This window comes from Enterobacter cloacae complex sp. P43RS, from assembly GCF_014930585.1.
Taxonomy (GTDB): Bacteria; Pseudomonadota; Gammaproteobacteria; order Enterobacterales; family Enterobacteriaceae; genus Enterobacter; species Enterobacter bugandensis.
Genome location: NZ_JADBRJ010000006.1, coordinates 254,675 through 277,183 on the forward strand (window position 1 = coordinate 254,675; position 22,509 = coordinate 277,183).

General features: G+C 53.8%; 21 protein-coding genes. 1 reads left to right on the plus strand and 20 read right to left on the minus strand.

The genetic code is table 11. The annotated features are described in order from the left end of the window. Window positions 1-42: 42 nt before the first annotated feature. Window positions 43-1,380 carry an adenine permease AdeP gene (gene adeP / locus IM294_RS14815; protein ID WP_145965165.1) on the minus strand — a complete coding sequence of 446 codons (1,338 nt, stop codon included), beginning with the start codon at window positions 1,378-1,380 and terminating at the stop codon, window positions 43-45. A 165-nt stretch (window positions 1,381-1,545) separates the two neighbouring features. Here adeP and yieH point away from each other — a divergent pair, with 165 nt between their 5' ends. Beyond that, window positions 1,546-2,211: a 6-phosphogluconate phosphatase gene (gene yieH, locus IM294_RS14820; RefSeq protein WP_047366739.1), complete on the plus strand. Its 666-nt coding sequence runs from the start codon at window positions 1,546-1,548 to the stop codon at window positions 2,209-2,211. Between the two features lie 44 nt (window positions 2,212-2,255). Here yieH and phoU read toward each other — a convergent pair whose 3' ends face one another. From phoU to atpB, 19 genes are all read right to left on the minus strand, one after another. Next, window positions 2,256-2,981: a phosphate signaling complex protein PhoU gene (gene phoU / locus IM294_RS14825; RefSeq protein ID WP_003861153.1), complete on the minus strand. Its 726-nt coding sequence runs from the start codon at window positions 2,979-2,981 to the stop codon at window positions 2,256-2,258. 26 nt (window positions 2,982-3,007) lie between these two features. Next, on the minus strand, window positions 3,008-3,781 hold the full coding sequence (gene pstB / locus IM294_RS14830; protein ID WP_010426574.1) for a phosphate ABC transporter ATP-binding protein PstB: 774 nt from the start codon (window positions 3,779-3,781) through the stop codon (window positions 3,008-3,010). 47 nt (window positions 3,782-3,828) lie between these two features. After that, window positions 3,829-4,719: a phosphate ABC transporter permease PstA gene (gene pstA, locus IM294_RS14835; protein ID WP_014881893.1), complete on the minus strand. Its 891-nt coding sequence runs from the start codon at window positions 4,717-4,719 to the stop codon at window positions 3,829-3,831. Further along, entirely contained in the window at window positions 4,719-5,678 is a 960-nt protein-coding gene (gene pstC / locus IM294_RS14840) for a phosphate ABC transporter permease PstC (RefSeq protein ID WP_028014924.1), read from the minus strand. The genes pstA and pstC overlap by 1 nt, the downstream gene beginning before the upstream one ends. Window positions 5,679-5,759: 81 nt before the next feature. Next, window positions 5,760-6,800, minus strand: a complete 1,041-nt coding sequence (gene pstS, locus IM294_RS14845; RefSeq protein ID WP_028014923.1) for a phosphate ABC transporter substrate-binding protein PstS — start codon at window positions 6,798-6,800, stop codon at window positions 5,760-5,762. A 245-nt stretch (window positions 6,801-7,045) separates the two neighbouring features. Then, window positions 7,046-8,119 carry a fimbrial protein StgD gene (gene stgD / locus IM294_RS14850; RefSeq protein ID WP_126818353.1) on the minus strand — a complete coding sequence of 358 codons (1,074 nt, stop codon included), beginning with the start codon at window positions 8,117-8,119 and terminating at the stop codon, window positions 7,046-7,048. Window positions 8,120-8,128: 9 nt separating this feature from the next. Further along, window positions 8,129-10,651 carry a fimbria/pilus outer membrane usher protein gene (locus tag IM294_RS14855; protein WP_126818352.1) on the minus strand — a complete coding sequence of 841 codons (2,523 nt, stop codon included), beginning with the start codon at window positions 10,649-10,651 and terminating at the stop codon, window positions 8,129-8,131. Window positions 10,652-10,668: 17 nt separating this feature from the next. Next, on the minus strand, window positions 10,669-11,355 hold the full coding sequence (locus IM294_RS14860; protein ID WP_049001568.1) for a fimbrial chaperone: 687 nt from the start codon (window positions 11,353-11,355) through the stop codon (window positions 10,669-10,671). Window positions 11,356-11,425: 70 nt separating this feature from the next. Then, complete coding sequence (locus tag IM294_RS14865) at window positions 11,426-12,007, minus strand: chaperone-usher fimbrial major subunit (RefSeq protein WP_080329739.1); 582 nt, start codon at window positions 12,005-12,007, stop codon at window positions 11,426-11,428. 443 nt (window positions 12,008-12,450) lie between these two features. Further along, window positions 12,451-14,280, minus strand: a complete 1,830-nt coding sequence (gene glmS / locus IM294_RS14870; RefSeq protein WP_047366743.1) for a glutamine--fructose-6-phosphate transaminase (isomerizing) — start codon at window positions 14,278-14,280, stop codon at window positions 12,451-12,453. Window positions 14,281-14,505: 225 nt separating this feature from the next. Further along, window positions 14,506-15,876: a bifunctional UDP-N-acetylglucosamine diphosphorylase/glucosamine-1-phosphate N-acetyltransferase GlmU gene (gene glmU / locus IM294_RS14875; protein WP_028014917.1), complete on the minus strand. Its 1,371-nt coding sequence runs from the start codon at window positions 15,874-15,876 to the stop codon at window positions 14,506-14,508. A gap of 138 nt (window positions 15,877-16,014) precedes the next feature. Further along, complete coding sequence (locus IM294_RS14880; protein ID WP_006177560.1) at window positions 16,015-16,434, minus strand: F0F1 ATP synthase subunit epsilon; 420 nt, start codon at window positions 16,432-16,434, stop codon at window positions 16,015-16,017. Window positions 16,435-16,454: 20 nt separating this feature from the next. Further along, window positions 16,455-17,837, minus strand: a complete 1,383-nt coding sequence (atpD, locus tag IM294_RS14885) for a F0F1 ATP synthase subunit beta (protein WP_003862362.1) — start codon at window positions 17,835-17,837, stop codon at window positions 16,455-16,457. Between the two features lie 31 nt (window positions 17,838-17,868). Beyond that, window positions 17,869-18,732 carry a F0F1 ATP synthase subunit gamma gene (gene atpG / locus IM294_RS14890; protein ID WP_003862364.1) on the minus strand — a complete coding sequence of 288 codons (864 nt, stop codon included), beginning with the start codon at window positions 18,730-18,732 and terminating at the stop codon, window positions 17,869-17,871. 51 nt (window positions 18,733-18,783) lie between these two features. Beyond that, window positions 18,784-20,325, minus strand: a complete 1,542-nt coding sequence (atpA, locus tag IM294_RS14895) for a F0F1 ATP synthase subunit alpha (RefSeq protein WP_003862367.1) — start codon at window positions 20,323-20,325, stop codon at window positions 18,784-18,786. A gap of 12 nt (window positions 20,326-20,337) precedes the next feature. Then, window positions 20,338-20,871, minus strand: coding sequence for a F0F1 ATP synthase subunit delta (gene atpH / locus IM294_RS14900; RefSeq protein ID WP_003862369.1), 534 nt, complete (start codon window positions 20,869-20,871; stop codon window positions 20,338-20,340). Between the two features lie 14 nt (window positions 20,872-20,885). Beyond that, window positions 20,886-21,356: a F0F1 ATP synthase subunit B gene (gene atpF, locus IM294_RS14905; protein ID WP_003862370.1), complete on the minus strand. Its 471-nt coding sequence runs from the start codon at window positions 21,354-21,356 to the stop codon at window positions 20,886-20,888. 48 nt (window positions 21,357-21,404) lie between these two features. After that, window positions 21,405-21,644, minus strand: a complete 240-nt coding sequence (gene atpE, locus IM294_RS14910) for a F0F1 ATP synthase subunit C (protein WP_000429386.1) — start codon at window positions 21,642-21,644, stop codon at window positions 21,405-21,407. 49 nt (window positions 21,645-21,693) lie between these two features. Next, window positions 21,694-22,509: a F0F1 ATP synthase subunit A gene (atpB, locus tag IM294_RS14915; RefSeq protein ID WP_028014916.1), complete on the minus strand. Its 816-nt coding sequence runs from the start codon at window positions 22,507-22,509 to the stop codon at window positions 21,694-21,696.

Consider the following 22,509-nt stretch of genomic DNA (forward strand, 5'->3'; position numbering starts at 1 on the left):
CTCACCCTGGCCCTCTCCCACGGGGAGAGGGAACAAACCTGTTTATTTCGCGTCAATAAACACAATCTTCAACACAAACAGCAGCGCAACGATAATCACGCACGGGCTGAGTTCGCGGAAGCGGCCGGTACCGATCTTCATGACGCAGTAAGAGATAAAGCCCAGCGCGATACCTTCGGTGATCGAGAAGCTGAACGGCATCATCACGGCGGTAATAAAGGCCGGCACCGCTTCGGTTAAATCTTCCCACTTCACGCGCGCCAGGCTCGAGGTCATCAGCACGCCCACGTAAATCAGCGCGCCGGCAGCCGCATACGGTGGAACCATACCCGCCAGCGGAGAGAGGAAGATCACCAGCAGGAACAGGATACCCACCACCACCGCCGTCAGGCCGGTACGGCCACCCACGGACACGCCGGAAGAGGATTCAATGTAAGCGGTAACAGATGAGGTGCCGATGAAAGAACCCGCCACGGAAGAGATGCTGTCCACATACAGCGCCTGCTTCATGCGCGGGAATTTGCCTTTCTCGTCAGCCAGACCCGCTTTGTCCGTCACGCCAATCAGCGTACCGGAGGAGTCAAACAGGTTGACCAGCATGAAGGAGAAGATCACGCCCGCCAGGCCCAGGTTCAGGGAACCCGCCAGGTCAACGTGACCAATCACGGTAGAGACGCTCGGCGGCGCAGAGACAATACCGCTGTAATGCACGTCACCCAGCATCCAGCCCAGCAGCGTGGTCACGATGATAGAGACCAGCACCGCAGCGTGGATGTTGCGCGACGCCAGGATCGCGATGATGAAGAAGCCCAGCACGCCCAGCAGCACGCTGTGCGAGGTCAGGTTACCGATGCTCACCAGCGTTTCCGGGTTCGCCACGATCACACCGGCGTTTTTCAGCCCCATCATGCCGATGAACAGACCGATACCGCTGGTGATACCCACGCGCAGGCTCACCGGGATATTGGCAATCATCCAGTAGCGGACGCGGAAGATGGTCAGCAGCAGCAGGCCGACCGCACCCCAGAAGATAGCGCCCATACCAACCTGCCACGGCAGGCCCATCGCCTGAACCACCACGAACGCGAAGAACGCATTCAGGCCCATTGCGGGTGCCAGCGCCACAGGCAGGTTAGCGAAAACGCCCATCAGGATGCTGCCAAGGGCCGCGATCAGACAGGTGGTAACAAAGACGGCGCTGGTGTCCATGCCAGCGACGCCCAGAATTTGCGGGTTCACAAAAACGATATAGACCATCGTCAGGAAGGTGGTGAAACCGGCGATCACTTCGGTGCGTGCCGTTGTGCCGTGCTCGCGCAGTTTGAATACGCGCTCAAGCAGACCCTGACCAGATGTCTGGGTTGTGTGTTGTTGACTCATCATCAATTTCCGAACAAGGAGGGAAAATTCGTCGCTATCCTATACCAAAATGCGACAATAGTGGCGGTTACGGGATACTTTTTTCATTGATTATGCTTATACGGCAACGATTGCGTCTCGTAAATCTGTCGTACGTAAACGTTAAACTTGTTAAAAGGGAAGGGCATGTCCGGAATTGAAGCGGTATTTTTCGACTGTGACGGTACGCTGGTCGACAGTGAGGTCATTTGTTCCCGCGCGTATGTCGCCATGTTCCAGGAATTTGGCATTACGCTCGATCTCGAAGAGGTGTTCAAACGCTTTAAGGGCGTGAAGCTGTACGAGATCATCGACATCATTAACGAAGAGCACGGGGTGGATCTGGCGAAAGCGGAGCTGGAACCGGTGTACCGCGCCGAGGTCGCACGCCTCTTCGACTCAGAACTGGACGTTATTGCCGGGGCTAACGCGCTGCTGGATGCGATGACGGTGCCAATCTGCGTAGTTTCCAACGGTCCGGTCAGCAAAATGCAGCATTCACTGGGCAAGCTTGAAATGCTGCACCACTTTCCGGAAAAACTGTTCAGCGGCTACGATATCCAGCGCTGGAAGCCCGATCCGGCGCTGATGTTCCACGCGGCGAAAGCGATGAACGTCAACGTGGAGAACTGCATTCTGGTGGATGACTCGCCTGCGGGCGCCCAGTCGGGGATTGATGCGGGGATGGAGGTGTTTTACTTCTGTGCCGATCCGCACAACAAGCCGATCGATCATCCAAAAGTGACGACCTTTACCGATCTGGCGCAATTGCCAGAGTTGTGGAAGGCACGCGGGTGGGATATTACGCGTTAAGCTAACGTAGGGCGGGTAAGCGCCAGCGCCACCCGCCACAACCATCACTCTTTCGGATCTTTACCCGCCAGCAGCTTGTCCAGCTCGTCGCCGCCCACGTGACGGAAGTCCTGACCCTTCACGAAGTAGAAAATATATTCGCAAATGTTCTGGCAGCGGTCGCCGATACGCTCGATAGAGCGCGCGCAGAACAGGGCCGTCAGCACGCTTGGGATCGTACGGGAATCTTCCATCATGTAGGTCATCAGCTGACGCACAATGCCTTCATACTCCTGGTCGACTTTCTTGTCTTCACGGTAGATACGCACCGCTTCGTCCAGATCCATACGCGCAAAGGCATCCAGCACGTCGTGCAGCATCTGCACGGTGTGGCGGCCCAGCGACTCCAGGCTCACCAGCAGCGGCTGATGCTGCTGGGAAAACTTCTCCAGCGCGGTGCGGCAGATTTTATCCGCCACGTCACCAATACGTTCCAGCTCGGCGATGGTTTTAATGATCGCCATTACCAGACGCAGGTCGCTCGCGGTCGGCTGACGCTTGGCGATAATACGCACGCAGGCTTCGTCGATCGCCACTTCCATCATGTTGACGTTATGGTCGCCTTCGATGACGCGCTTCGCCAGCTCGCTGTCCTGGTTATGCATTGCCGTAATCGCATCAGAAAGCTGCTGCTCGACCATGCCACCCATGGTCATCACCTGCGTGCGAATACTTTCCAGCTCTGCGTTGAACTGGCCTGAAATGTGTTTATTAAGATTGAGGTTGTCCATGGTTTCTCCACATGCACTAAGGCAAATCAACCGTAGCGGCCAGTAATATAATCTTCGGTTTGTTTCTTCGCGGGCCGGGTGAACAGCGCGTCCGTATCGCTGAACTCAATCAACTCGCCCAGGTACATAAACGCCGTGTGATCTGAGCAACGCGCAGCCTGCTGCATGTTGTGGGTCACGATAACCACGGTGTAATCCTGCTTCAGCTCGGTGATCAGCTCTTCAATACGGCCGGTTGAGATCGGGTCCAGCGCTGAGCACGGCTCATCCAGCAGCAACACTTCCGGGCGAATGGCGATACCGCGCGCAATGCACAGACGCTGCTGTTGACCACCGGAGAGAGAGTACCCGCTCTGATGAAGTTTATCTTTGGTTTCGTTCCATAATGCGGCCTTGGTCAATGCCCACTGCACGCGCTCGTCCATGTCCGCACGGGAGAGCTTCTCAAACAGGCGAACGCCAAACGCGATATTGTCATAGATGGACATCGGGAACGGCGTCGGTTTCTGGAACACCATGCCCACTTTGGCACGCAGCAGGGCGATATCCTGGGCCTGGGTCAGAATGTTTTCGCCATCCAGGATAATTTCACCTTCAGCGCGCTGCTCCGGATAGAGCGAATACATTTTGTTAAAGGTACGCAGCAGCGTGGACTTGCCACAGCCAGACGGACCGATGAATGCCGTGACCTGGTTCTTCGCGATATCCAGGTTGATGTTCTTCAGGGCATGGAATTTGCCGTAGTAGAAGTTCAAATCACGAACCTGAATCTTACCCGGGGCAGTATCAACCATACTCATTGACTCATTTCCTCATTCGACGCCGCGAGCTGCCGCGCCGTAAAAAATTAACCGTGTTTCTTCTTCGCGAAAATGACGCGCGCCAGAATGTTCAGCAACAGTACGCAAAGGGTGATGATCAGCACCCCGGCCCAGGCCAGCTGCTGCCATTCCGCGAATGGGCTCATCGCAAATTTAAAGATCGTCACCGGCAGGTTGGCGATCGGCTGCATCATGTCCGTGCTCCAGAACTGGTTGGAGAGGGCAGTAAACAGCAGCGGTGCCGTTTCACCGGCAATACGGGCGATAGCCAGCAGGATACCGGTCATGATCCCGGAGACCGACGCTTTGAGGGTGATCGCAGAAATCATTTTCCATTTCGGCGTACCCAGCGCGTAAGCTGCTTCACGCAGGCTATCCGGCACCAGTTTCAGCATGTTTTCGGTGGTACGAATGACGATAGGCACCTGCAGCAGCGCCAGCGCAATTACGCCCGCCCAGCCGGAGAAGTGTTCCATTTGCGCGACTACGATGGTGTAAACAAACAGGCCCACGACAATCGACGGAGCGGAAAGCAGGATGTCGTTAATGAAGCGAATCACCTCTGCCAGCCAGGATTTACGCCCGTACTCGGCCAGGTAGATGCCGGCCATGATGCCCAGCGGCGTACCGAAAACGGTCGCCCACAGGATCAGCAGGCCGCTGCCCGCCAGGGCGTTCGCCAGACCACCACCCGCCGTATTTGGCGGCGGCGTCATCTCGGTGAACAGCGCCAGAGACATTCCATCAATACCACGTGTGATGGTGGACATCAGGATCCAGATCAGCCAGAACAGGCCGAATGCCATCGTTGCCATGGAAAGCGTCAGCGCAATGCGGTTTTTAAAACGACGCTTCGCCTGCATTTTGCGGCGGGATTCGGCAAGCTGAGCGGTGCTTTGCATTTCGAGAGTTGCCATCAGCGTGCCCCCTCATTTTTCGCGAGACGCAGGATCATCAGCTTGGAAATCGCCAGAACAATGAAGGTGATAACGAACAGAATCAGACCCAGTTCCATCAGCGCTGCGACGTGAAGCCCGGATTCCGCTTCGGCAAATTCGTTTGCCAGCGCGGAGGTAATACTGTTACCCGGCATATAGAGTGAAGCGCTGTCGAGCTGGTAGGTGTTACCGATGATAAAGGTGACCGCCATAGTTTCACCCAGCGCGCGACCTAAGCCCAGCATTACGCCGCCGATCACCCCATTTTTGGTGAACGGAAGGACAATGCGCCAGATAACTTCCCAGGTGGTACAGCCGATGCCGTAGGCCGACTCTTTCATCATCACCGGGGTTTGTTCGAAGACATCGCGCATTACCGCCGCAATGTACGGAATAATCATGATGGCGAGGATCACACCTGCCGCCAGAATACCGATACCGAATGCCGGGCCAGAGAACAGGGCACCCACAAACGGAACGGCGGAGAGAACATTACCTACCGGCTCCTGGAAGTACGTGGCAAACAGCGGCGCAAAGATAAACAGGCCCCACATGCCGTATACGATACTTGGGATGGCCGCCAGCAGTTCGATGGCAATACCCAGCGGGCGACGCAGCCAGCCCGGCGCGAGTTCCGTCAGGAACAGCGCAATACCGAAGCTTACCGGAACCGCAATCAGCAGGGCGATGAACGAGGTCACCAGCGTACCGTAAATCGGCACCAGCGCACCGTAGATATCGTTCGGCGCGTCCCACTCTTTGGTCCACAGGAAGGAGAAACCGAATTTCTGAATGCTCGGCCAGGAGGAGAAAATCAGAGACACGATAATGCCGCCCAGCAGCAATAGCACAATCAGCGCAGCCAGTTTGACCAGCGCGCCGAAAATCATGTCACCTTTTTTACCCGGAGGGTTAAATGCAGGCTTGGTTGCAGCCATAAATCACTCTTCTGTTAAACGCGTTTACGAAATCGGCGGGTAAGCGCAAGCGCCACCCGCCATTTTCGTCAGAATGCTAAATTAATACAATGCTTTACCGCTGCTGTCTTTCACGTTGGTTTTCCATGCAGCACGAATCTGCTCAACCACGCTGTCTGGCAGGCTGGCGTAATCCAGGTCGTTAGCCTGTTTGCCGCCGTTTTTGTATGCCCAGTCAAAGAACTTCAGCACTTCAGTACCTTGCTCTGGTTTCTTCTGATCTTTGTGAATCAGAATGAACGTTGTAGAAGTGATTGGCCACGCGTTGTCGCCTTTCTGGTTAGTCAGATCCTGTGCGAAGGATTTGCTCCAGTCAGCGCCTTTCGCTGCGTTAGCGAAGTTCTCTTCAGTTGGGCTAACCGGTTTGCCGTCAGCAGAAACCAGTTTGGTGTAAGCCAGGTTGTTCTGCTTAGCGTAAGCGTATTCTACGTAACCGATAGAGCCAGGCAGACGCTGTACGAAGGCAGCGATGCCGTCGTTACCTTTACCGCCCAGACCGGTTGGCCAGTTAACGGTAGAGCCGGAGCCGACTTTCGATTTCCACTCTTCGTTCACTTTTGCCAGGTAGCTGGTGAACACGAAGGAGGTACCAGAGCCGTCAGCACGGCGAACCACAGCGATGTTCTGCGAAGGCAGCTTAACGCCCGGGTTCAGCTTAGTGATGGCTTCGTCATCCCATTTTTTGATTTTGCCCAGGTAGATGTCGCCCAGGGTTTTGCCGTCCAGCACCAGCTCGCCTGATTTCAGGCCAGGGATGTTAACGGCCAGCACAACGCCGCCGATCACGGTCGGGAACTGGAACAGGCCTTCCTGATTCAGTTTTTCATCAGACAGCGGAGCGTCGGATGCGCCGAAATCAACGGTATTCGCGGTAATTTGTTTTACGCCACCGGAGGAGCCGATACCCTGATAGTTCACCTTGTTACCGGTTTCTTTCTGGTAGGTATCCGCCCATTTGGCATACACCGGCGCAGGGAAGGTTGCACCAGCGCCAGTCAGGCTTGCTGCTGCAAAAGCAGAGAAAGCGCTCAGAGATAAGGTCGCGGCGACAACAGTTGCGACAGTGGTACGCATAACTTTCATAATGTCTCCTGCAAGGATTTCGTAAATCATTGTTTAAGTGGCTACGATGAGCAAAATAGGACAAACAGGTGACAGATAAATGTACGAAATATGACAGTTTTATGACAATCAACGCGTTTGAGTTAAGGTAATGATTTTAATACAAATAAAATCATATCCCTGTCATGATAATGTCACACTGAGATGCGTTAAGCCTGGTTCAAAGATGTGAATATGACAACGGCTGTCATAAACAGCCGTTGTTATTAATTTTGAATTTCGAAGGTCACGGTTGCCCAAGCTTCAAAGGCGCCGGGCTTCGGAATACTCCCCGTCGCGCTGGCCGGGGCAGCAGAGAAGGTGAGCGAGTTAACTTCGCCCCCCCCCTGGTTGGCTCCCATATCCATCTCCATGCTCCCCCCATTGACGTTGACGACGCGGTCCCATTTATCATAAATAACGATCCCTACGTCATCATTGCCGTTCACTTTCATCATCGTGGCGTCAGCGTCAACGGGATCGGCATGGAAAGCGGATCGGACGATGTTCTCATCCAGCATGCCGGTACATTTCACCTGTATCATCTTGCGGATTTTGCGGCTACCGACCGCCTCGCCTTTGGTGGCTGAAAACGCGCTGGCGGGAATTTTTCCAAAATCAATTTCCAGCGACTGACCCGGCGCAATCTCGCAGTTTTGCGGTACCACGATGTCTCCGGCAATTTTTATTTCGGCGAGCTTCTCGGTACTTGCCAGAGAGGACGCTTCATCGATACCGCCATAGAGCGTGGCAATCGTCGTACCCGGAACGGTAATTTTTCCAATAAAGGGCTTGTCGATCAAAAACGATATTTTTACCTGAGAGCCGGTATCAAGCGTTGCCTCTGAGCCCTCTACACTGGAGGTATAACAGTAGATACCGGACGTCACCCGGTTGGGCTCCGCCTCAAAGGGAACGGCGAGATAGTCACGTCCCAGCACGTGAATAGAGGACGCAATACTGAGGTGATCGTTCAACCTGTAGTAGGTATATCCATTTTTAACGGTATTAACGCTTAAGGGCGAACGCGCGGTGAAGTAGACGCTACGAAACGTGGTGGTGAAATGGGTCAGGCAGTTACATCCCAGTTTATACTGGGAAGGCGATTGCAGGGTCGTCAGATCGCGCACCTCGGTTCCCGCCTGGTTTTTATCTGCCGGTATTTCTGCCCCGTTAAGATTCAGATTGAAAATATAGGTGCCGCCGATGGCGAAACACACCCCGCCTTCTGTCGTCGCAGCGTGGGAAAAAGGGGTAAAAAGCAGCATGGCGACTGCTATAAAAGTGATACGTCGTTTCATCTCATTTCCCTATTGGCACACGACCGCTGTTTGAACCAGTTCAACACCCGTTGGTTTGGGGAACTGATAATGGACCTTGCAAGGTTTTGTCTTTTCACTCCCCCACTTCAGCGTGAACGTTCCCTCTTCCGGCATGCCCGAAAGATACAGTTCGCCATTCTCGCCGGTAATGCCCGACACGCTGCCCGTCGCCAGTTCGGCAGACGCCACTGCGCCAAAGGGAACCGGTTTGCCGTTGGCCTGTGTGACCTCAAAGAGCACGCGATAGCCAACGTGAGTGATAAATTGCGCCCGCACCACCGCACCTCGCGTGGGGATGACGTTAAGCACGCTGTTCTCCAGCTCGACGTTCGCTTTTTCAAAATAGCCGCTCTCAATTTCCACACGGTTTTCATCGTAAGCGTTAAGCTGCGTTTGAACGGTGTAGCCTCGCCAGTCGGTTGCCGTACCGGTGCCGTTTTCCATTGCCAGACCGGCTGCACCGGGTGCTTTAATCAGCGCCACGGTTTCGCCCATCTCCTGCGAGAACGTCACTCCATCGCCATGCAGCAGGATCCCGCCGCGCGCGCCGTAGTTGAGCCGCTGGCTGTCCTGGTTGTAGTCATAGCTGCCGTTAACCGAACCATAGGTTCCGTCATATCCCACCCCCGCGCTGCTGCTGTACACACTGTCATCCGCATCCCAGGACTGCTGGAGGTTCCAGGAGAGATTACGGTTATCAAGCGCCGTACCGTTCAGGCCAAGCTGGTGCATTCCTTTTCCGCTGTTGTTCTGCGTGAGGCCGTAGCTCACATAGCTGTCCGGCAGCAATGCTGACAGCGGCACGGAGAACGACAGCATAAAAACCTGTTCGCTTTCTCGATCGTCGCTATCTGAATACTCCGCGCTCTGCGCCGTGGTGATGGAATCGCTGTAGTTCCAGGAGAGGTTCCAGGAAAGCGACCGCCAGACATTGCTGTAGCCAAGCTGAACCAGGCGTTCAACTTCGTCGGTTTTCCAGTACTGCTGGCGGCTCAGCGTGAGATAAATGTTCCCCATGCCATCGCCGAAATTCTGCGTCCAGGACCCTTCAAGCCGGCTGCGTCGGTTGCCCGTTACCCAGAAATCGCGCTGACTGTTCTGGCGTGACGCCCATTCATTGAGGGTGTAGTAGCCCTGTGTTGAGTAGCGATACCCCACCAGCCTCAGCGTGGTATCCGTCTCATCAAACCGTTTCGAATAGAGAAAACGCCAGGACTGGCCGGACTCCTCTGAGTCCTCGTCCGTAAATTGCGCACGTGCCTGGGTGATATCGACGGAAAACGCGCCAACTGCCCCCATATCTTTGCCGACCCCCACCGCTGCCGAGCGATACGCTTCCGCGGCCTGCACGCCACCGTATACCGTAATCCCGGCAGGAAAGCCGTGCAGAACCTGCGCCTGAAAAACGTTGGGCTGGAATTCGCTTTGATCGCGCAGTTCACCCGCGCTGATATCGACGTCGGTCTGATCTTCACGCTTGAGGATGGCCAGCGAGGCGTAGGGCTGCGTGAAGTGTTGCTCACTGCCGTCTTCTTCTTTGATGGTCACGTCCAGGTCGCCGCCGGAACTGGTGGTGTTTAAATCCTTTAGCGCAAACGGTCCCTGCGGCACGGCAGATTGGTAAATGATGTAGCCGTTCTGCCGAATAATCACCGTCGCATTGCTTTTCGCTACGCCCCGAACGACCGGCGCAAAGCCCGTCAGGCTGGAAGGAAGCATTTCATCATCGGTATACAGGCGCACGCCGCGCACCTGGGTACTGTCGAAGACATCGCTCGCGGTCCAGGTATCACCCAGCATGATCTGGCTGCGTAACGTCGCGAGGTTTCGCTGCACATAGGTGCTGATGGAATGGTAATCCGAATGACCGTCAATGATGTTTAGCGTGCTGTAATTGCGTAAACGCCACGCGCCAATGTTCGCCCCGTTTCGCAGGTTCAGATAGTAGAAATCGCTATTGTCGTCATCATCAGACTGCAACGTGCTGGAGCCGGAAAAGTCATAGTTCATCATCAACGCATTAATACCTTCATCCCAGCGGGCAGGATTGATGGTGCCGCGGGCGGTGGTATCAATGTAAATCTGCGGCAGCGTGACGTTGAGCAGCAGCTTATCGGTATCGAACGTCCATGTGGCGCCAGGGATCAGCGGGGTAGGGTCCACACAGGCGTTTTCGTCCAGGCGATCCAGCGAACCGATCGCCGCCACCTTAGCCCCGAGCTCCGCAAGCACCGTCCTGACGTGCTTAAAACAGGGATGCAGCCTATCGCCAGCCTTATCTTCAATAAAGGTGACCTCCCGGCTATCGATAAACTCATCGTTAACATGAATATCAACCTTATAAGAGCCCGCAGGTAACGTATTGGCGCGGTTAAACTGGTGGATATCAACATCCACCGGATGGTCAATTTCAAGAAGCGCAGGGTTAAAGATATCTTTTGCCAGCGTCACGCCTGAAAAGCCGAGAGATACCCCCGAGGCAAGCGCAATGAAAAAACGGAAACACCCCATATCAAACATCCCTATGTTTACAGCGTGACGTGAATTTCCTGACTGATTGCCCCAAAATCGTTAACGAAACGCCAGACCAGCGCGTGGCCGTTAATCCCTTCCGGAAGCGGCAAACGCACGGTGTCAAAAGGGGGAATGATGTTTAAGGGAACGTCTTTTTTATCGACGGTGACATTCATAACGTTAATATGTAGCGGGCTCGGATTTTCAATCACGAGCTGCTGGTTTTGAACACGCCATTTAACCTTCGCCGCAGCCCGTTCAGGCGTGATATTCAGGGTCGCCGGACGCCAAAAAAGTTTTATTCGCGTCTTAATCGCAATTTCGAGCGAATTGGGGTTTGAACTGGACGGTGGAATATTTTTGATGTTGAGCCAGAACAGCGATTCCCGATCGTGAGGCAGTTCGCCCTTCACTTTCATGATGCGCAATACTTTCTCCTGCCCGGCCTCCAGCCTTGAAACCGGCGGAATAACGGTAAAAGGAGGTTTATTCGACGCTGTATCGCCTTTAAAAGGATCGACCCACGTCTGTATGAGATAAGGCGTGGTCGCTTCGTTATTTTTTATGCTAATTGTCGCATCGGATTTATCGCTACTATAAACAACGCGGGTTCCGCCAATAATGACGCCAGCCGTCGACAAGGGTGTTAAAAATGAAAAAGAGAGCATGATGAACAGAGTCAACAAACGCCGTAAATACATCAGTTATCCTCACATCCTGTGGAGGAGCCTGCAAAAAGGATAAAACAGGCTCCTGGCGAACAGCTGAAGATTATTTCAGGTATTCAATGGTGAACTGGGAATCCGCGTTCGCTGTACCCGGCGTAACCGTAGCCAGCGTCTGCACAAACTTCGCTTTAAAGCCCATGTCCGCTTTGCCGTCGGTGATAGCAACATAATTTGAATTGTTATACAGCGGGATCGCCGTATCATCGTTCAGGTTGAAGAGCTTGATTGCAACGCCGGTAGCGGTAACGGCTTCACCTTCGCCGGTGTAAATACCGTCAGTACCCGCTTCACCGTTAACAGGCGTGCCAATAGACAAATACCCTTTGCCGATGGTGTCTTTATCTTCTGTTCCGTCAAAACGAACTGCTGCCTGAGTATAGGTTGCAGGGCATTTCTCCAGTTTAATATGGAAATCTTTTACTGACGCCGTTGAGTCAATGCCGGAGAACGTCGTTTTGGCAACGCGGCCGATATTCACCGTCTGATCGGCGGTATCAGGCGTCACTTCACACGTTGAATCAATAACCTCTCCGCGGAAATGAACCGTACCATCCGCAGCAAATGATTGTCCTGCCATTAACGCCGATGCGAGTGCAATCGCCACCGTAATTCCATTATTTTTCATGATAACTCCATTAATTAAATCAATATTGCGTTTATCATAAAGACAACGCCATCCCAAATGCGATGAAATAATATTCTTCGGGAAGAATGATCTTCAAGGGGAGAGTTTAAATTAATGGAATAATGACGAACCATAGCTGGAATAATAATAGAGAAAAACAAATATAATATTATTTTTGCTTTATCATTAAAATTCCTTTTCAGTATACACATAAAAAGGACACATATTTTATAAACAAACCATTTTTAGGATTCCGTTAATAAAAGCTGATCGTTTAGTGATCAAAATAGAAAATACTAATGCTCAGAAGCAATCTCGTTCATTATTCACACAATAAAGTAACGAAATGCGTCAGAATAAGATGATTGATAGCAAAGAGAAAGCTGATGAGAAAAAAGTAAGGAAAAAATGGCTACACGTCGTGTAGCCATTAACAGAAGGGATTATTCTACGGTGACCGATTTCGCCAGGTTACGCGGCTGGTCAACGTCGGTGCCTTTGATCAGCGCCACGTGGTAAGCCAGCAGCTGCAGCGGAACGGTGTAGAAGATCGGTGCAATCACCTCTTCCACATGCGGCATCTCGATGATGTGCATGTTGTCGCTGCTGGCGAAACCGGCATCTTTATCAGCGAAGACGTACAGCACGCCGCCGCGGGCGCGCACCTCTTCGATATTAGACTTCAGTTTTTCCAGCAGTTCGTTGTTCGGTGCGACAACAATGACCGGCATATCCGCGTCAATCAGCGCCAGCGGGCCATGCTTAAGCTCACCTGCCGCGTAGGCTTCCGCGTGGATGTAGGAGATCTCTTTCAGCTTCAGTGCGCCTTCCAGCGCAATCGGGTACTGATCGCCACGACCCAGGAACAGGGCGTGATGTTTGTCAGAGAAATCTTCCGCCAGCGCCTCAATGCGTTTGTCCTGAGACAGCATCTGCTCAATACGGCTCGGCAGCGCCTGGAGACCGTGAACAATGTCGTGCTCAACGGAAGCATCTTCGCCTTTCAGACGCGCCAGCTTCGCCACCAGCATCAGCAGAACGGTCAACTGAGTGGTAAACGCTTTGGTGGAGGCCACGCCGATTTCGGTACCCGCTTTGGTCATCAGCGCCAGATCGGACTCACGCACCAGGGATGAGCCCGGGACGTTACAGATGGCCAGCGAGCCCAGATAACCCAATTCCTTAGACAGACGCAGCGCTGCCAGCGTATCCGCCGTTTCGCCGGACTGGGAAAGGGTGATCATCAGGCTGTTACGACGCACCGCAGACTTGCGATAGCGGAACTCAGATGCGATTTCCACGTCGCATGGCACGCCCGCCAGGGATTCAAACCAGTAGCGAGAGACCATACCGGAGTTATAAGAGGTACCGCAGGCTACGATCTGAATATGTTCAACCTTGCCGAGCAGTTCGTTGGCGTTTGCCCCCAGCTCGCTCAGATCCACCTCGCCGTGGCTGATGCGCCCGGTCAGAGTGTTTTTGATAGCGTTCGGCTGCTCGTAGATCTCTTTCTGCATGTAGTGACGGTAAGCGCCTTTGTCGCCCGCGTCGTACTGCAGGTTAGATTCGATCTCCTGACGCTTCACCTGCTCGCCTTTGGTGTCGAAGACGGTCACGCTGCGGCGCGTCACTTCCGCGATATCGCCCTCTTCCAGGAAGATAAAGCGACGGGTGACCGGCAAGAGCGCCAGCTGATCGGAGGCGATAAAGTTTTCACCCATGCCCAGACCGATAACCATCGGGCTACCGGAACGCGCGGCCAGCAGGGTAGATGGATCGCGGGAGTCCATGATCACCGTACCATACGCACCGCGCAGCTGAGGGATAGCGCGCAGCACCGCATCACGCAGCGTACCGCCCTTTGCCAGCTCCCAGTGAACCAGGTGAGCAATCACTTCGGTGTCGGTTTCAGAGACGAAGGTATAGCCGCGCGCTTTCAGTTCTTCGCGCAGCGGTTCGTGGTTTTCGATAATGCCGTTATGCACCACCACGATGTGTTCAGACACATGCGGGTGCGCGTTACCTTCAGACGGTTCGCCATGCGTCGCCCAGCGGGTGTGCGCGATACCGGTACCCCCGTGCAGCGGGTGTTCTTCCGCGGCCTGAGCCAGCATCTGCACTTTACCGAGACGACGCAGACGGGTCATATGCCCTTCTGCATCCACGACAGCCAGACCGGCAGAGTCGTAACCACGGTATTCCAGACGACGTAAACCTTCGAGAAGGATTTCAGCAATATCACGCTGCGCAACTGCGCCAACAATTCCACACATATTTTAGATTCCGAATTTAGGCATTATGCCTGCGTTGTCGCTGACCTGTATTTACCCTTTCCGGGCGCCCCGAGCCTTGTAGAGAGTGGGGTTATTTTTATGGGTACTGCTTGTGGGGGGAGATATATATTTATCTCCTCTCCCGGGTTTGCCTGATGACGGCTACGCCTTATCAGGCCTACTCAATCGTAGGGCGGGTAAGCGTAGCGCCAACCCGCCTTGTTGTTACTTTTTCTTCACCGGGCGTTTCCAGCCCTGCTTGTGTACCTGCGGCACGCGGCTTAACACCAGCTCGTTATCCGCTACGTCGCGCGTGACGGTCGTGCCGGCGGCAATGGTTACGCCGTTACCCACGGTAACCGGTGCCACCAGCTGCGTGTCCGAGCCCACGAACACGTCATCGCCGATGATGGTTTTAAACTTATTGGCGCCGTCATAGTTACAGGTAATGGTTCCTGCACCAATATTCACGTTGTCGCCAATCTCCGCGTCGCCCAGATAGGTCAAATGACCGGCTTTCGAGCCTTTACCCAGACGCGCTTTTTTCATTTCCACGAAGTTGCCCACGTGCGCGCCTTCCAGCAGCTCAGCGCCCGGGCGCAGACGCGCAAACGGGCCGATGGTACACGCTGCTTCAAGATGAGCATCTTCCAACACGCTGTACGGGCTGATTTCGCAGTCGTCACCGATGACGCTGTTTTTAATCACGCAGCCGGCGCCAATTTTGACGCGGTTGCCCAGCGTGACGTTGCCTTCAAGAATAACGTTAGTATCGATCTCAACGTCGCGCCCGTGAGACACGGTGCCGCGCAAATCGAAACGCGCCGGATCGCGCAGCATCACGCCCGCGAGCAGCAGTTTTTCGGCCTGCTCGGACTGATAAATACGCTCAAGACGGGAAAGCTGCAGGCGGTTATTCACGCCGTCCGTTTCGCTGATGCGCGCCGGATGAACGGCGGCGATCTCACGCCCTTCGTGATACGCCATCGCAATGATGTCGGTGATGTAGTACTCACCTTGCGCGTTATTGTTGTCGAGCTGAGAGAGCCAGCGCTTCATATCCGCGCCATTGGCAATCAGGATGCCGGTGTTGATCTCCTGAATCTTGCGCTGTTCATCACTGGCATCTTTATGTTCAACGATACCCGTTACGTTGCCGTTTTCACGCGTGATACGGCCATAGCCCGTTGGATCGTCCAGCACAACGGTCAATAAACCGATGCCGCCCTGCGGCTTGGCTGCACGCAGGCGAGTCAGCGTTTCAACGGAGATCAGCGGAACATCACCGTAGAGCATCAGAATATCTTCGTCATCGGCAAAGAACGGCGCAGCCTGCTGCATCGCATGACCGGTACCCAGCTGTTCAGCCTGAAGCACCCAGTTGAGCGCATCATCGCTCAGCGTCTTTTTAAGCAGATCGCCGCCGTGGCCGTAGACCAGGTGAACCTGACGGGCACCTAGTTCATTCGCTGCATCAATGACATGCTGCACCATTGGCTTTCCTGCCAGCGTGTGGAGCACTTTAGGCAGATCGGAATACATGCGGGTACCTTTGCCAGCGGCAAGGATCACCACGCTCATCGCACTGTTTGACATACGCATCCTGACGGTAGTTTGAGTGAGAAGTAAAAACGTTTGATGCCTAAAATTCTACATCTTTTTCATCATGAATTAAGGATGAAAAAAAAAGCCAGTCTGGTATCCAGACTGGCTTTTGTGCTTTTCAAGCCGGTGTTACATCGCTTTTTTGGTCAACTCGATAACGCGCAGTTTCGCGATCGCTTTGGCCAGCTCCGCAGACGCCTGAGCGTAATCCACGTCACCATGAGAGCTGCTAATGTGCTCTTCAGCCTTACGCTTCGATTCCAGGGCTCGCGCTTCGTCGAGATCCTGGCCACGAATAGCGGTATCGGCCAGAACGGTCACACTGCCAGGCTGCACTTCAAGAATGCCGCCGGACAGATAGATAAACTCTTCGTGACCGAACTGTTTAACGATGCGGATCATACCAGGCTTAATGGCGGTGAGCAGCGGTGCGTGACCCGGGAAAATACCCAGTTCACCTTCACTGCCCGTTACCTGGATTTTCTCGACCAGACCAGAGAACATTTGTTGCTCTGCGCTGACGACGTCCAGGTGGTAAGTCATTGCCATATCACCCTCCGATTAAGGCGTTAAAGTTTTTTGGCTTTTTCCACGGCTTCTTCGATGGAACCAACCATGTAGAACGCCTGCTCTGGCAGGTGATCGTATTCGCCTTCCATGATGCCTTTAAAGCCACGGATGGTGTCTTTCAGGGAAACGTATTTACCCGGAGAACCGGTGAATACTTCCGCAACGAAGAACGGCTGGGACAGGAAGCGCTGGATCTTACGCGCACGTGCTACCACCAGTTTGTCTTCTTCAGACAGTTCATCCATACCCAGGATGGCGATGATGTCTTTCAGTTCCTGGTAACGCTGCAGCAGGGACTGTACGCCACGCGCGGTGTCGTAGTGTTCCTGACCAACAACCAGTGGATCCAGCTGACGGCTGGTGGAGTCCAGCGGGTCAACGGCCGGGTAGATACCCAGAGACGCGATCTGACGGCTCAGTACCACGGTTGCGTCTAAGTGCGCAAAGGTGGTTGCTGGAGATGGGTCAGTCAAGTCATCCGCAGGTACGTATACCGCCTGAACGGAGGTGATAGAACCTGTTTTGGTAGAAGTGATACGTTCCTGAAGAACACCCATCTCTTCCGCAAGCGTAGGCTGATAACCTACCGCTGAAGGCATACGACCCAGCAGTGCAGATACTTCGGTACCGGCCAGGGTGTAACGATAGATGTTATCAACGAACAGCAGAACGTCACGGCCTTCGTCACGGAATTTCTCAGCCATCGTCAGACCAGTCAGCGCAACGCGCAGACGGTTTCCTGGTGGCTCGTTCATCTGGCCGTAAACCAGGGATACTTTGTCCAGAACGTTGGAGTCGGTCATTTCGTGGTAGAAGTCGTTACCCTCACGAGTACGTTCACCTACGCCCGCAAACACGGAGTAACCGGAGTGCTCGATCGCGATGTTACGGATCAGCTCCATCATGTTTACGGTTTTACCTACACCCGCACCACCGAACAGACCAACTTTACCGCCCTTCGCAAACGGACACATCAGGTCGATAACTTTGATGCCGGTTTCCAGCAGTTCCTGAGAGCTGGACAGCTCTTCGTAGGAAGGTGCCGCGCGGTGGATAGCCCAACGCTCTTCTTCGCCGATGTCGCCTTTCATGTCGATTGGCTGACCCAATACGTTCATGATACGACCCAGCGTTGCTTTACCTACAGGCACTTCGATCGGGTGCTCAAGGTCTTTAACTTCCAGACCACGACGCAGACCGTCGGAAGAACCCATGGCGATGGTACGCACGATACCGCCGCCGAGCTGCTGCTGAACTTCCAGCACCAGGCTCTCGTTACCATTCTGTACCTCAAGCGCGTCGTACACGCGTGGTACGGCGTCCTGAGGGAACTCGACGTCCACCACGGCGCCGATTACCTGGACAATCTTTCCAGTAGCCATCTTGAATCCTCTACGTAATTCGTAAACCTGGTTAAACCGCGGCGGCCCCCGAGACGATCTCGGTGAGTTCCTGAGTAATGCTGGCCTGACGAGCTTTGTTGTAAACCAACTGCAGCTCTTTAATCAGGCTGCCGCCATTATCGGTCGCGGCTTTCATCGCCACCATTCGTGCGGCCTGCTCGCTGGCCAGGTTTTCTACAACGCCCTGATAAACCTGAGATTCAACGTAACGACGCAGCAGGGTATCCAGCAGCGGTTTCGGATCGGGTTCATACAGGTAATCCCAGGCTTTCTGCTTCAGCTCGTCATCTTCTGATGCCGGTAACGGCAGCATCTGAGTGAGCGTTGGAACCTGAGACATGGTGTTAATGAATTTGTTGCTGACAACGTACAGTCTGTCCAGACGGCCTTCATCGTAGGCCTGCAACATCACTTTAACCGGGCCGATCAGTTCGGACAGGGACGGGTTATCACCCATACCGGTCACCTGAGCGACAATGTTGCCACCAACGGAGTTAAAGAAAGAGACGCCTTTAGAGCCAATCAGTGCCAGATCGCACTGAACGCCTTTATCAGACCAGCCTTTCATATCCGCCAGCAGTTTTTTGAACAGGTTAATGTTCAAGCCGCCACACAGACCACGGTCAGTCGACACCACCAGGTAGCCCACGCGCTTAACGTCGCGTTCTTCCAGGTAAGGGTGCTTATATTCCAGATTACCGTTTGCAAGGTGACCAATCACTTTGCGCATGGTCTCTGCATAAGGACGGCTGGCCGCCATGCGATCCTGCGATTTACGCATTTTGGAAGCGGCGACCATCTCCATCGCTTTAGTGATCTTTTGCGTGTTCTGGACGCTTGCGATCTTACTACGTATCTCTTTTGCGCCGGCCATGAGCTTCTCCTCAATGCCAGGCGGCTTGCCCTGAGACAAGCCGCCGGACGATTACCAGGATTGGGTTGCTTTGAAGGAATCGAGGATAGCTTTCAGCTTGCCTTCGATTTCGTCGTTATAGCCACCGGTCTGGTTGATCTCTTGCATCAGCGGAGCGTGATCACGGTCGACGTAAGCCAGCAGAGCGGCTTCAAAGCTACCGATTTTCGCCAGTTCCACATCTTCGAGGTAACCGCGTTCAGCCGCGAACAGCACCAGGCCCTGCTGAGCAACAGACATTGGAGCGTACTGTTTCTGCTTCAGCAGTTCGGTCACTTTCTGACCGTGGCTCAGCTGTTTACGGGTTGCTTCGTCCAGATCGGATGCGAACTGAGAGAACGCAGCCAGTTCACGATACTGTGCCAGCGCGGTACGGATACCACCGGACAGTTTCTTGATGATCTTGGTCTGAGCAGCACCACCCACACGGGATACGGAGATACCCGGGTTAACCGCCGGACGAATACCGGAGTTAAACAGGTTGGTTTCCAGGAAGATCTGACCATCGGTAATGGAGATTACGTTGGTCGGAACGAACGCAGAAACGTCACCCGCCTGGGTTTCAATGATCGGCAGCGCGGTCAGAGAACCTGTTTTGCCCTTCACTTCACCTTTGGTGAAGTTCTCGACGTATTCCGCGTTAACGCGGGAAGCACGCTCCAGCAGACGAGAGTGGAGGTAGAATACGTCGCCCGGGAATGCTTCACGTCCTGGTGGACGACGGAGCAGCAGGGAAACCTGACGATAAGCAACAGCCTGTTTAGACAGGTCATCGTATACGATCAGCGCATCTTCACCGCGGTCACGGAAGTATTCGCCCATTGCGCAACCGGCGTATGGCGCCAGGTATTGCAGTGCAGCAGATTCAGACGCGGTTGCTACCACAACGATGGTGTTAGACAGTGCGCCGTGCTCTTCCAGTTTACGAACCACGTTAGAAATGGTGGACGCTTTCTGGCCGATAGCCACGTACACACATTTGATGCCGGAGTCACGCTGGTTGATGATGGCGTCGATTGCCATCGCGGTTTTACCGGTCTGACGGTCACCGATGATCAGTTCACGCTGACCACGACCGATTGGGATCATGGCGTCAACGGACTTATAACCAGTCTGCACTGGCTGATCAACGGACTGACGGTCGATAACGCCTGGTGCGATAACTTCGATTGGGGAGAAGCCATCGTGCTCAACCGGACCTTTACCGTCGATTGGCGCACCCAGGGTGTTAACAACGCGACCCAGCAGGCCACGGCCAACCGGCACTTCCAGAATACGGCCAGTACACTTAACCTTCATGCCTTCGGCGAGGTCAGCGTATGGACCCATCACAACTGCACCTACGGAGTCGCGCTCCAGGTTCAGTGCGATAGCGTAACGGTTACCCGGCAGGGAAATCATCTCACCCTGCATACAATCGGCCAGGCCGTGGATGCGGATAACACCGTCACTTACAGAAACAATAGTACCTTCGTTGTGAGCTTCACTCACAACATTGAACTGAGCAATGCGCTGCTTGATCAGTTCGCTGATTTCGGTGGAATTCAGTTGCATGCTCCAGTCCCCTTAAGACTGCAAGACGTCTGCAAGGCGCTCAAGACGGCCGCGTACGCTGCCATCAATGACCATATCACCCGAGCGGATGATTACGCCTGCCATTACAGACTTATCGATTTTGCAATTCAGCTTAACTTTGCGTGACAGACGTTTTTCCATCGCGGCGGTAATTTTCGCAAGCTGTTCGTCACTCAGTTCAGTCGCAGAAGTCACTTCGACTTCTGCAGTTGCTTCACTAAGGGCACGTAAGTGCTCAAACTGCTCGAGAACATCCGGGAGCACACGGAGACGACCATTTTCTGCCATGACCTTAATCAGGTTCTGGCCGTTGGCATCCAGTTGCTCTCCGCACACGGCGATAAACGACGCGGCGAGGGTTTCAGGCGCTAACGCACCGGAAAGCAACTCGGCCATTTGTTCGTTTTTCGTCACCTCAGCGGCAAACGCCAGCATATTCTGCCAGCGATCGACATTTTGGTGTTCGACAGCAAAGTCAAAAGCTGCTTTGGCGTAGGGGCGAGCTACCGTAACAAATTCAGACATCAGCCCCTCCCTCCTTACAGTTCAGCGACAAGTTTGTCCACGATGTCGCTGTTAGCAGCTTCATCCACGGAACGTTCGATGATCTTCTCGGCGCCAGCAACAGCCAGAATCGCAACCTGCTTACGCAGTTCTTCACGAGCACGTTTACGCTCAGCTTCAATTTCAGCCTGAGCCTGTGTCACGATCTTAGTACGTTCCTGTTCTGCTTCAGCTTTGGCTTCGTCCAGGATCTGAGAACGGCGCTTGTTAGCCTGTTCAATGATTACCTGAGCTTCAGCTTTCGCTTTTTTCAGCTGGTCTGTCGCGTTGGCCTGTGCAAGGTCCAAATCTTTCTTAGCGCGTTCTGCGGAAGCCAGACCGTCAGCAATTTCTTTCTGACGTTTTTCGATGGCAGCCATTAAAGGCGGCCATACATACTTCATGCAGAACCAGACAAAGAGAATAAACGCGATGGCCTGGCCGAGGATTGTTGCGTTCATGTTCACAGCACAATACCTCTTAAATTTCTGTGGCTTGGGGTTTTAAAACAACTACTACGCGACAGCAAACATCACGTACAGACCCAGACCTACAGCGATCATTGGGATAGCATCCACCAGACCCATAACGATAAAGAACTGAGTACGCAGCAGAGGAATCAGATCAGGTTGACGCGCTGCGCCTTCCAGGAATTTACCTCCGAGGATGCCGATACCGATCGCAGCACCGATAGCCGCCAGACCCATCATCACAGCGGCAGCCATGTACAGCAGATCCATATTCAGGTTTTCCATGACAGTCTCCAGTTTGTTTCAATTAAAACGTAGTAGTGTTGGTAAAAAATCAGTGCTCTTCAGACGCCATCGACAGATAGACGATCGTCAGAACCATGAAGATAAAGGCTTGCAGCGTAATGATCAGGATGTGGAAAATGGCCCATGGCACATTCAGAACCCACTGTGACCACCACGGCAGAAGACCCGCGATCAGAATGAAAATCAGCTCACCCGCATACATGTTGCCGAACAGTCGCAGACCCAGTGAAACAGGTTTGGACAGCAGGCTAACGCCTTCCAGGATCAGGTTGACCGGAATAAACGCCCAGTGGTTGAACGGCTGCAAGGTAAGCTCTTTCACAAAGCCGCTTACGCCTTTCATTTTGATGCTGTAGAAAAGAATCAGGATAAACACGCCCAGCGCCATAGACAGGGTGATGTTCACGTCCGCAGACGGTACAACACGCAGCGCAGGCAGGCCGAAGATGTGCTCGCCGATGAACGGCAGCAGGTCAATTGGCAGCAGGTCCATCAGGTTCATCAGGAAGACCCAAACGAACACGGTCAGGGCCAGCGGAGCAATCAGCTTGCTCTTACCATGGTACATGTCTTTCACGCTGCCATGGACGAAGCCGATGATCATCTCAACGAACGTCTGGAATTTCCCTGGAACACCGCTGGTCGCTTTTTTAGCAACGCTGCGGAACATGGCCAGGAACAGAAGACCCAAAACCACCGAGAAGAACATGGAGTCGATGTTGATCGTCCAGAAGGTGGCCGGGGGGTTATGTGGATCCACCAGCGAGAATGTACGCAGGTCCAGCTGAAGGTTATTCAGATGGTGACCTATGTAATCCTGCGGCGTCATATTTTCTGAAGCCAT

What these genes read in the sequence shown, in the direction of transcription:
- IM294_RS14880 (WP_006177560.1), bottom strand. Translation starts at nt 16,434, where the DNA reads ATGGCAATGACTTACCACCTGGACGTCGTCAGCGCAGAGCAACAAATG.
- glmU (WP_028014917.1), bottom strand. Translation starts at nt 15,876, where the DNA reads ATGTCAAACAGTGCGATGAGCGTGGTGATCCTTGCCGCTGGCAAAGGT.
- yieH (WP_047366739.1), top strand. Translation starts at nt 1,546, where the DNA reads ATGTCCGGAATTGAAGCGGTATTTTTCGACTGTGACGGTACGCTGGTC.
- atpG (WP_003862364.1), bottom strand. Translation starts at nt 18,732, where the DNA reads ATGGCCGGCGCAAAAGAGATACGTAGTAAGATCGCAAGCGTCCAGAAC.
- IM294_RS14860 (WP_049001568.1), bottom strand. Translation starts at nt 11,355, where the DNA reads ATGTATTTACGGCGTTTGTTGACTCTGTTCATCATGCTCTCTTTTTCA.
- atpD (WP_003862362.1), bottom strand. Translation starts at nt 17,837, where the DNA reads ATGGCTACTGGAAAGATTGTCCAGGTAATCGGCGCCGTGGTGGACGTC.
- atpA (WP_003862367.1), bottom strand. Translation starts at nt 20,325, where the DNA reads ATGCAACTGAATTCCACCGAAATCAGCGAACTGATCAAGCAGCGCATT.
- atpB (WP_028014916.1), bottom strand. Translation starts at nt 22,509, where the DNA reads ATGGCTTCAGAAAATATGACGCCGCAGGATTACATAGGTCACCATCTG.
- IM294_RS14865 (WP_080329739.1), bottom strand. Translation starts at nt 12,007, where the DNA reads ATGAAAAATAATGGAATTACGGTGGCGATTGCACTCGCATCGGCGTTA.
- glmS (WP_047366743.1), bottom strand. Translation starts at nt 14,280, where the DNA reads ATGTGTGGAATTGTTGGCGCAGTTGCGCAGCGTGATATTGCTGAAATC.
- atpH (WP_003862369.1), bottom strand. Translation starts at nt 20,871, where the DNA reads ATGTCTGAATTTGTTACGGTAGCTCGCCCCTACGCCAAAGCAGCTTTT.
- stgD (WP_126818353.1), bottom strand. Translation starts at nt 8,119, where the DNA reads ATGAAACGACGTATCACTTTTATAGCAGTCGCCATGCTGCTTTTTACC.
- pstA (WP_014881893.1), bottom strand. Translation starts at nt 4,719, where the DNA reads ATGGCAACTCTCGAAATGCAAAGCACCGCTCAGCTTGCCGAATCCCGC.
- pstS (WP_028014923.1), bottom strand. Translation starts at nt 6,800, where the DNA reads ATGAAAGTTATGCGTACCACTGTCGCAACTGTTGTCGCCGCGACCTTA.
- atpE (WP_000429386.1), bottom strand. Translation starts at nt 21,644, where the DNA reads ATGGAAAACCTGAATATGGATCTGCTGTACATGGCTGCCGCTGTGATG.
- pstC (WP_028014924.1), bottom strand. Translation starts at nt 5,678, where the DNA reads ATGGCTGCAACCAAGCCTGCATTTAACCCTCCGGGTAAAAAAGGTGAC.
- pstB (WP_010426574.1), bottom strand. Translation starts at nt 3,781, where the DNA reads ATGAGTATGGTTGATACTGCCCCGGGTAAGATTCAGGTTCGTGATTTG.
- adeP (WP_145965165.1), bottom strand. Translation starts at nt 1,380, where the DNA reads ATGAGTCAACAACACACAACCCAGACATCTGGTCAGGGTCTGCTTGAG.
- phoU (WP_003861153.1), bottom strand. Translation starts at nt 2,981, where the DNA reads ATGGACAACCTCAATCTTAATAAACACATTTCAGGCCAGTTCAACGCA.
- IM294_RS14855 (WP_126818352.1), bottom strand. Translation starts at nt 10,651, where the DNA reads ATGGGGTGTTTCCGTTTTTTCATTGCGCTTGCCTCGGGGGTATCTCTC.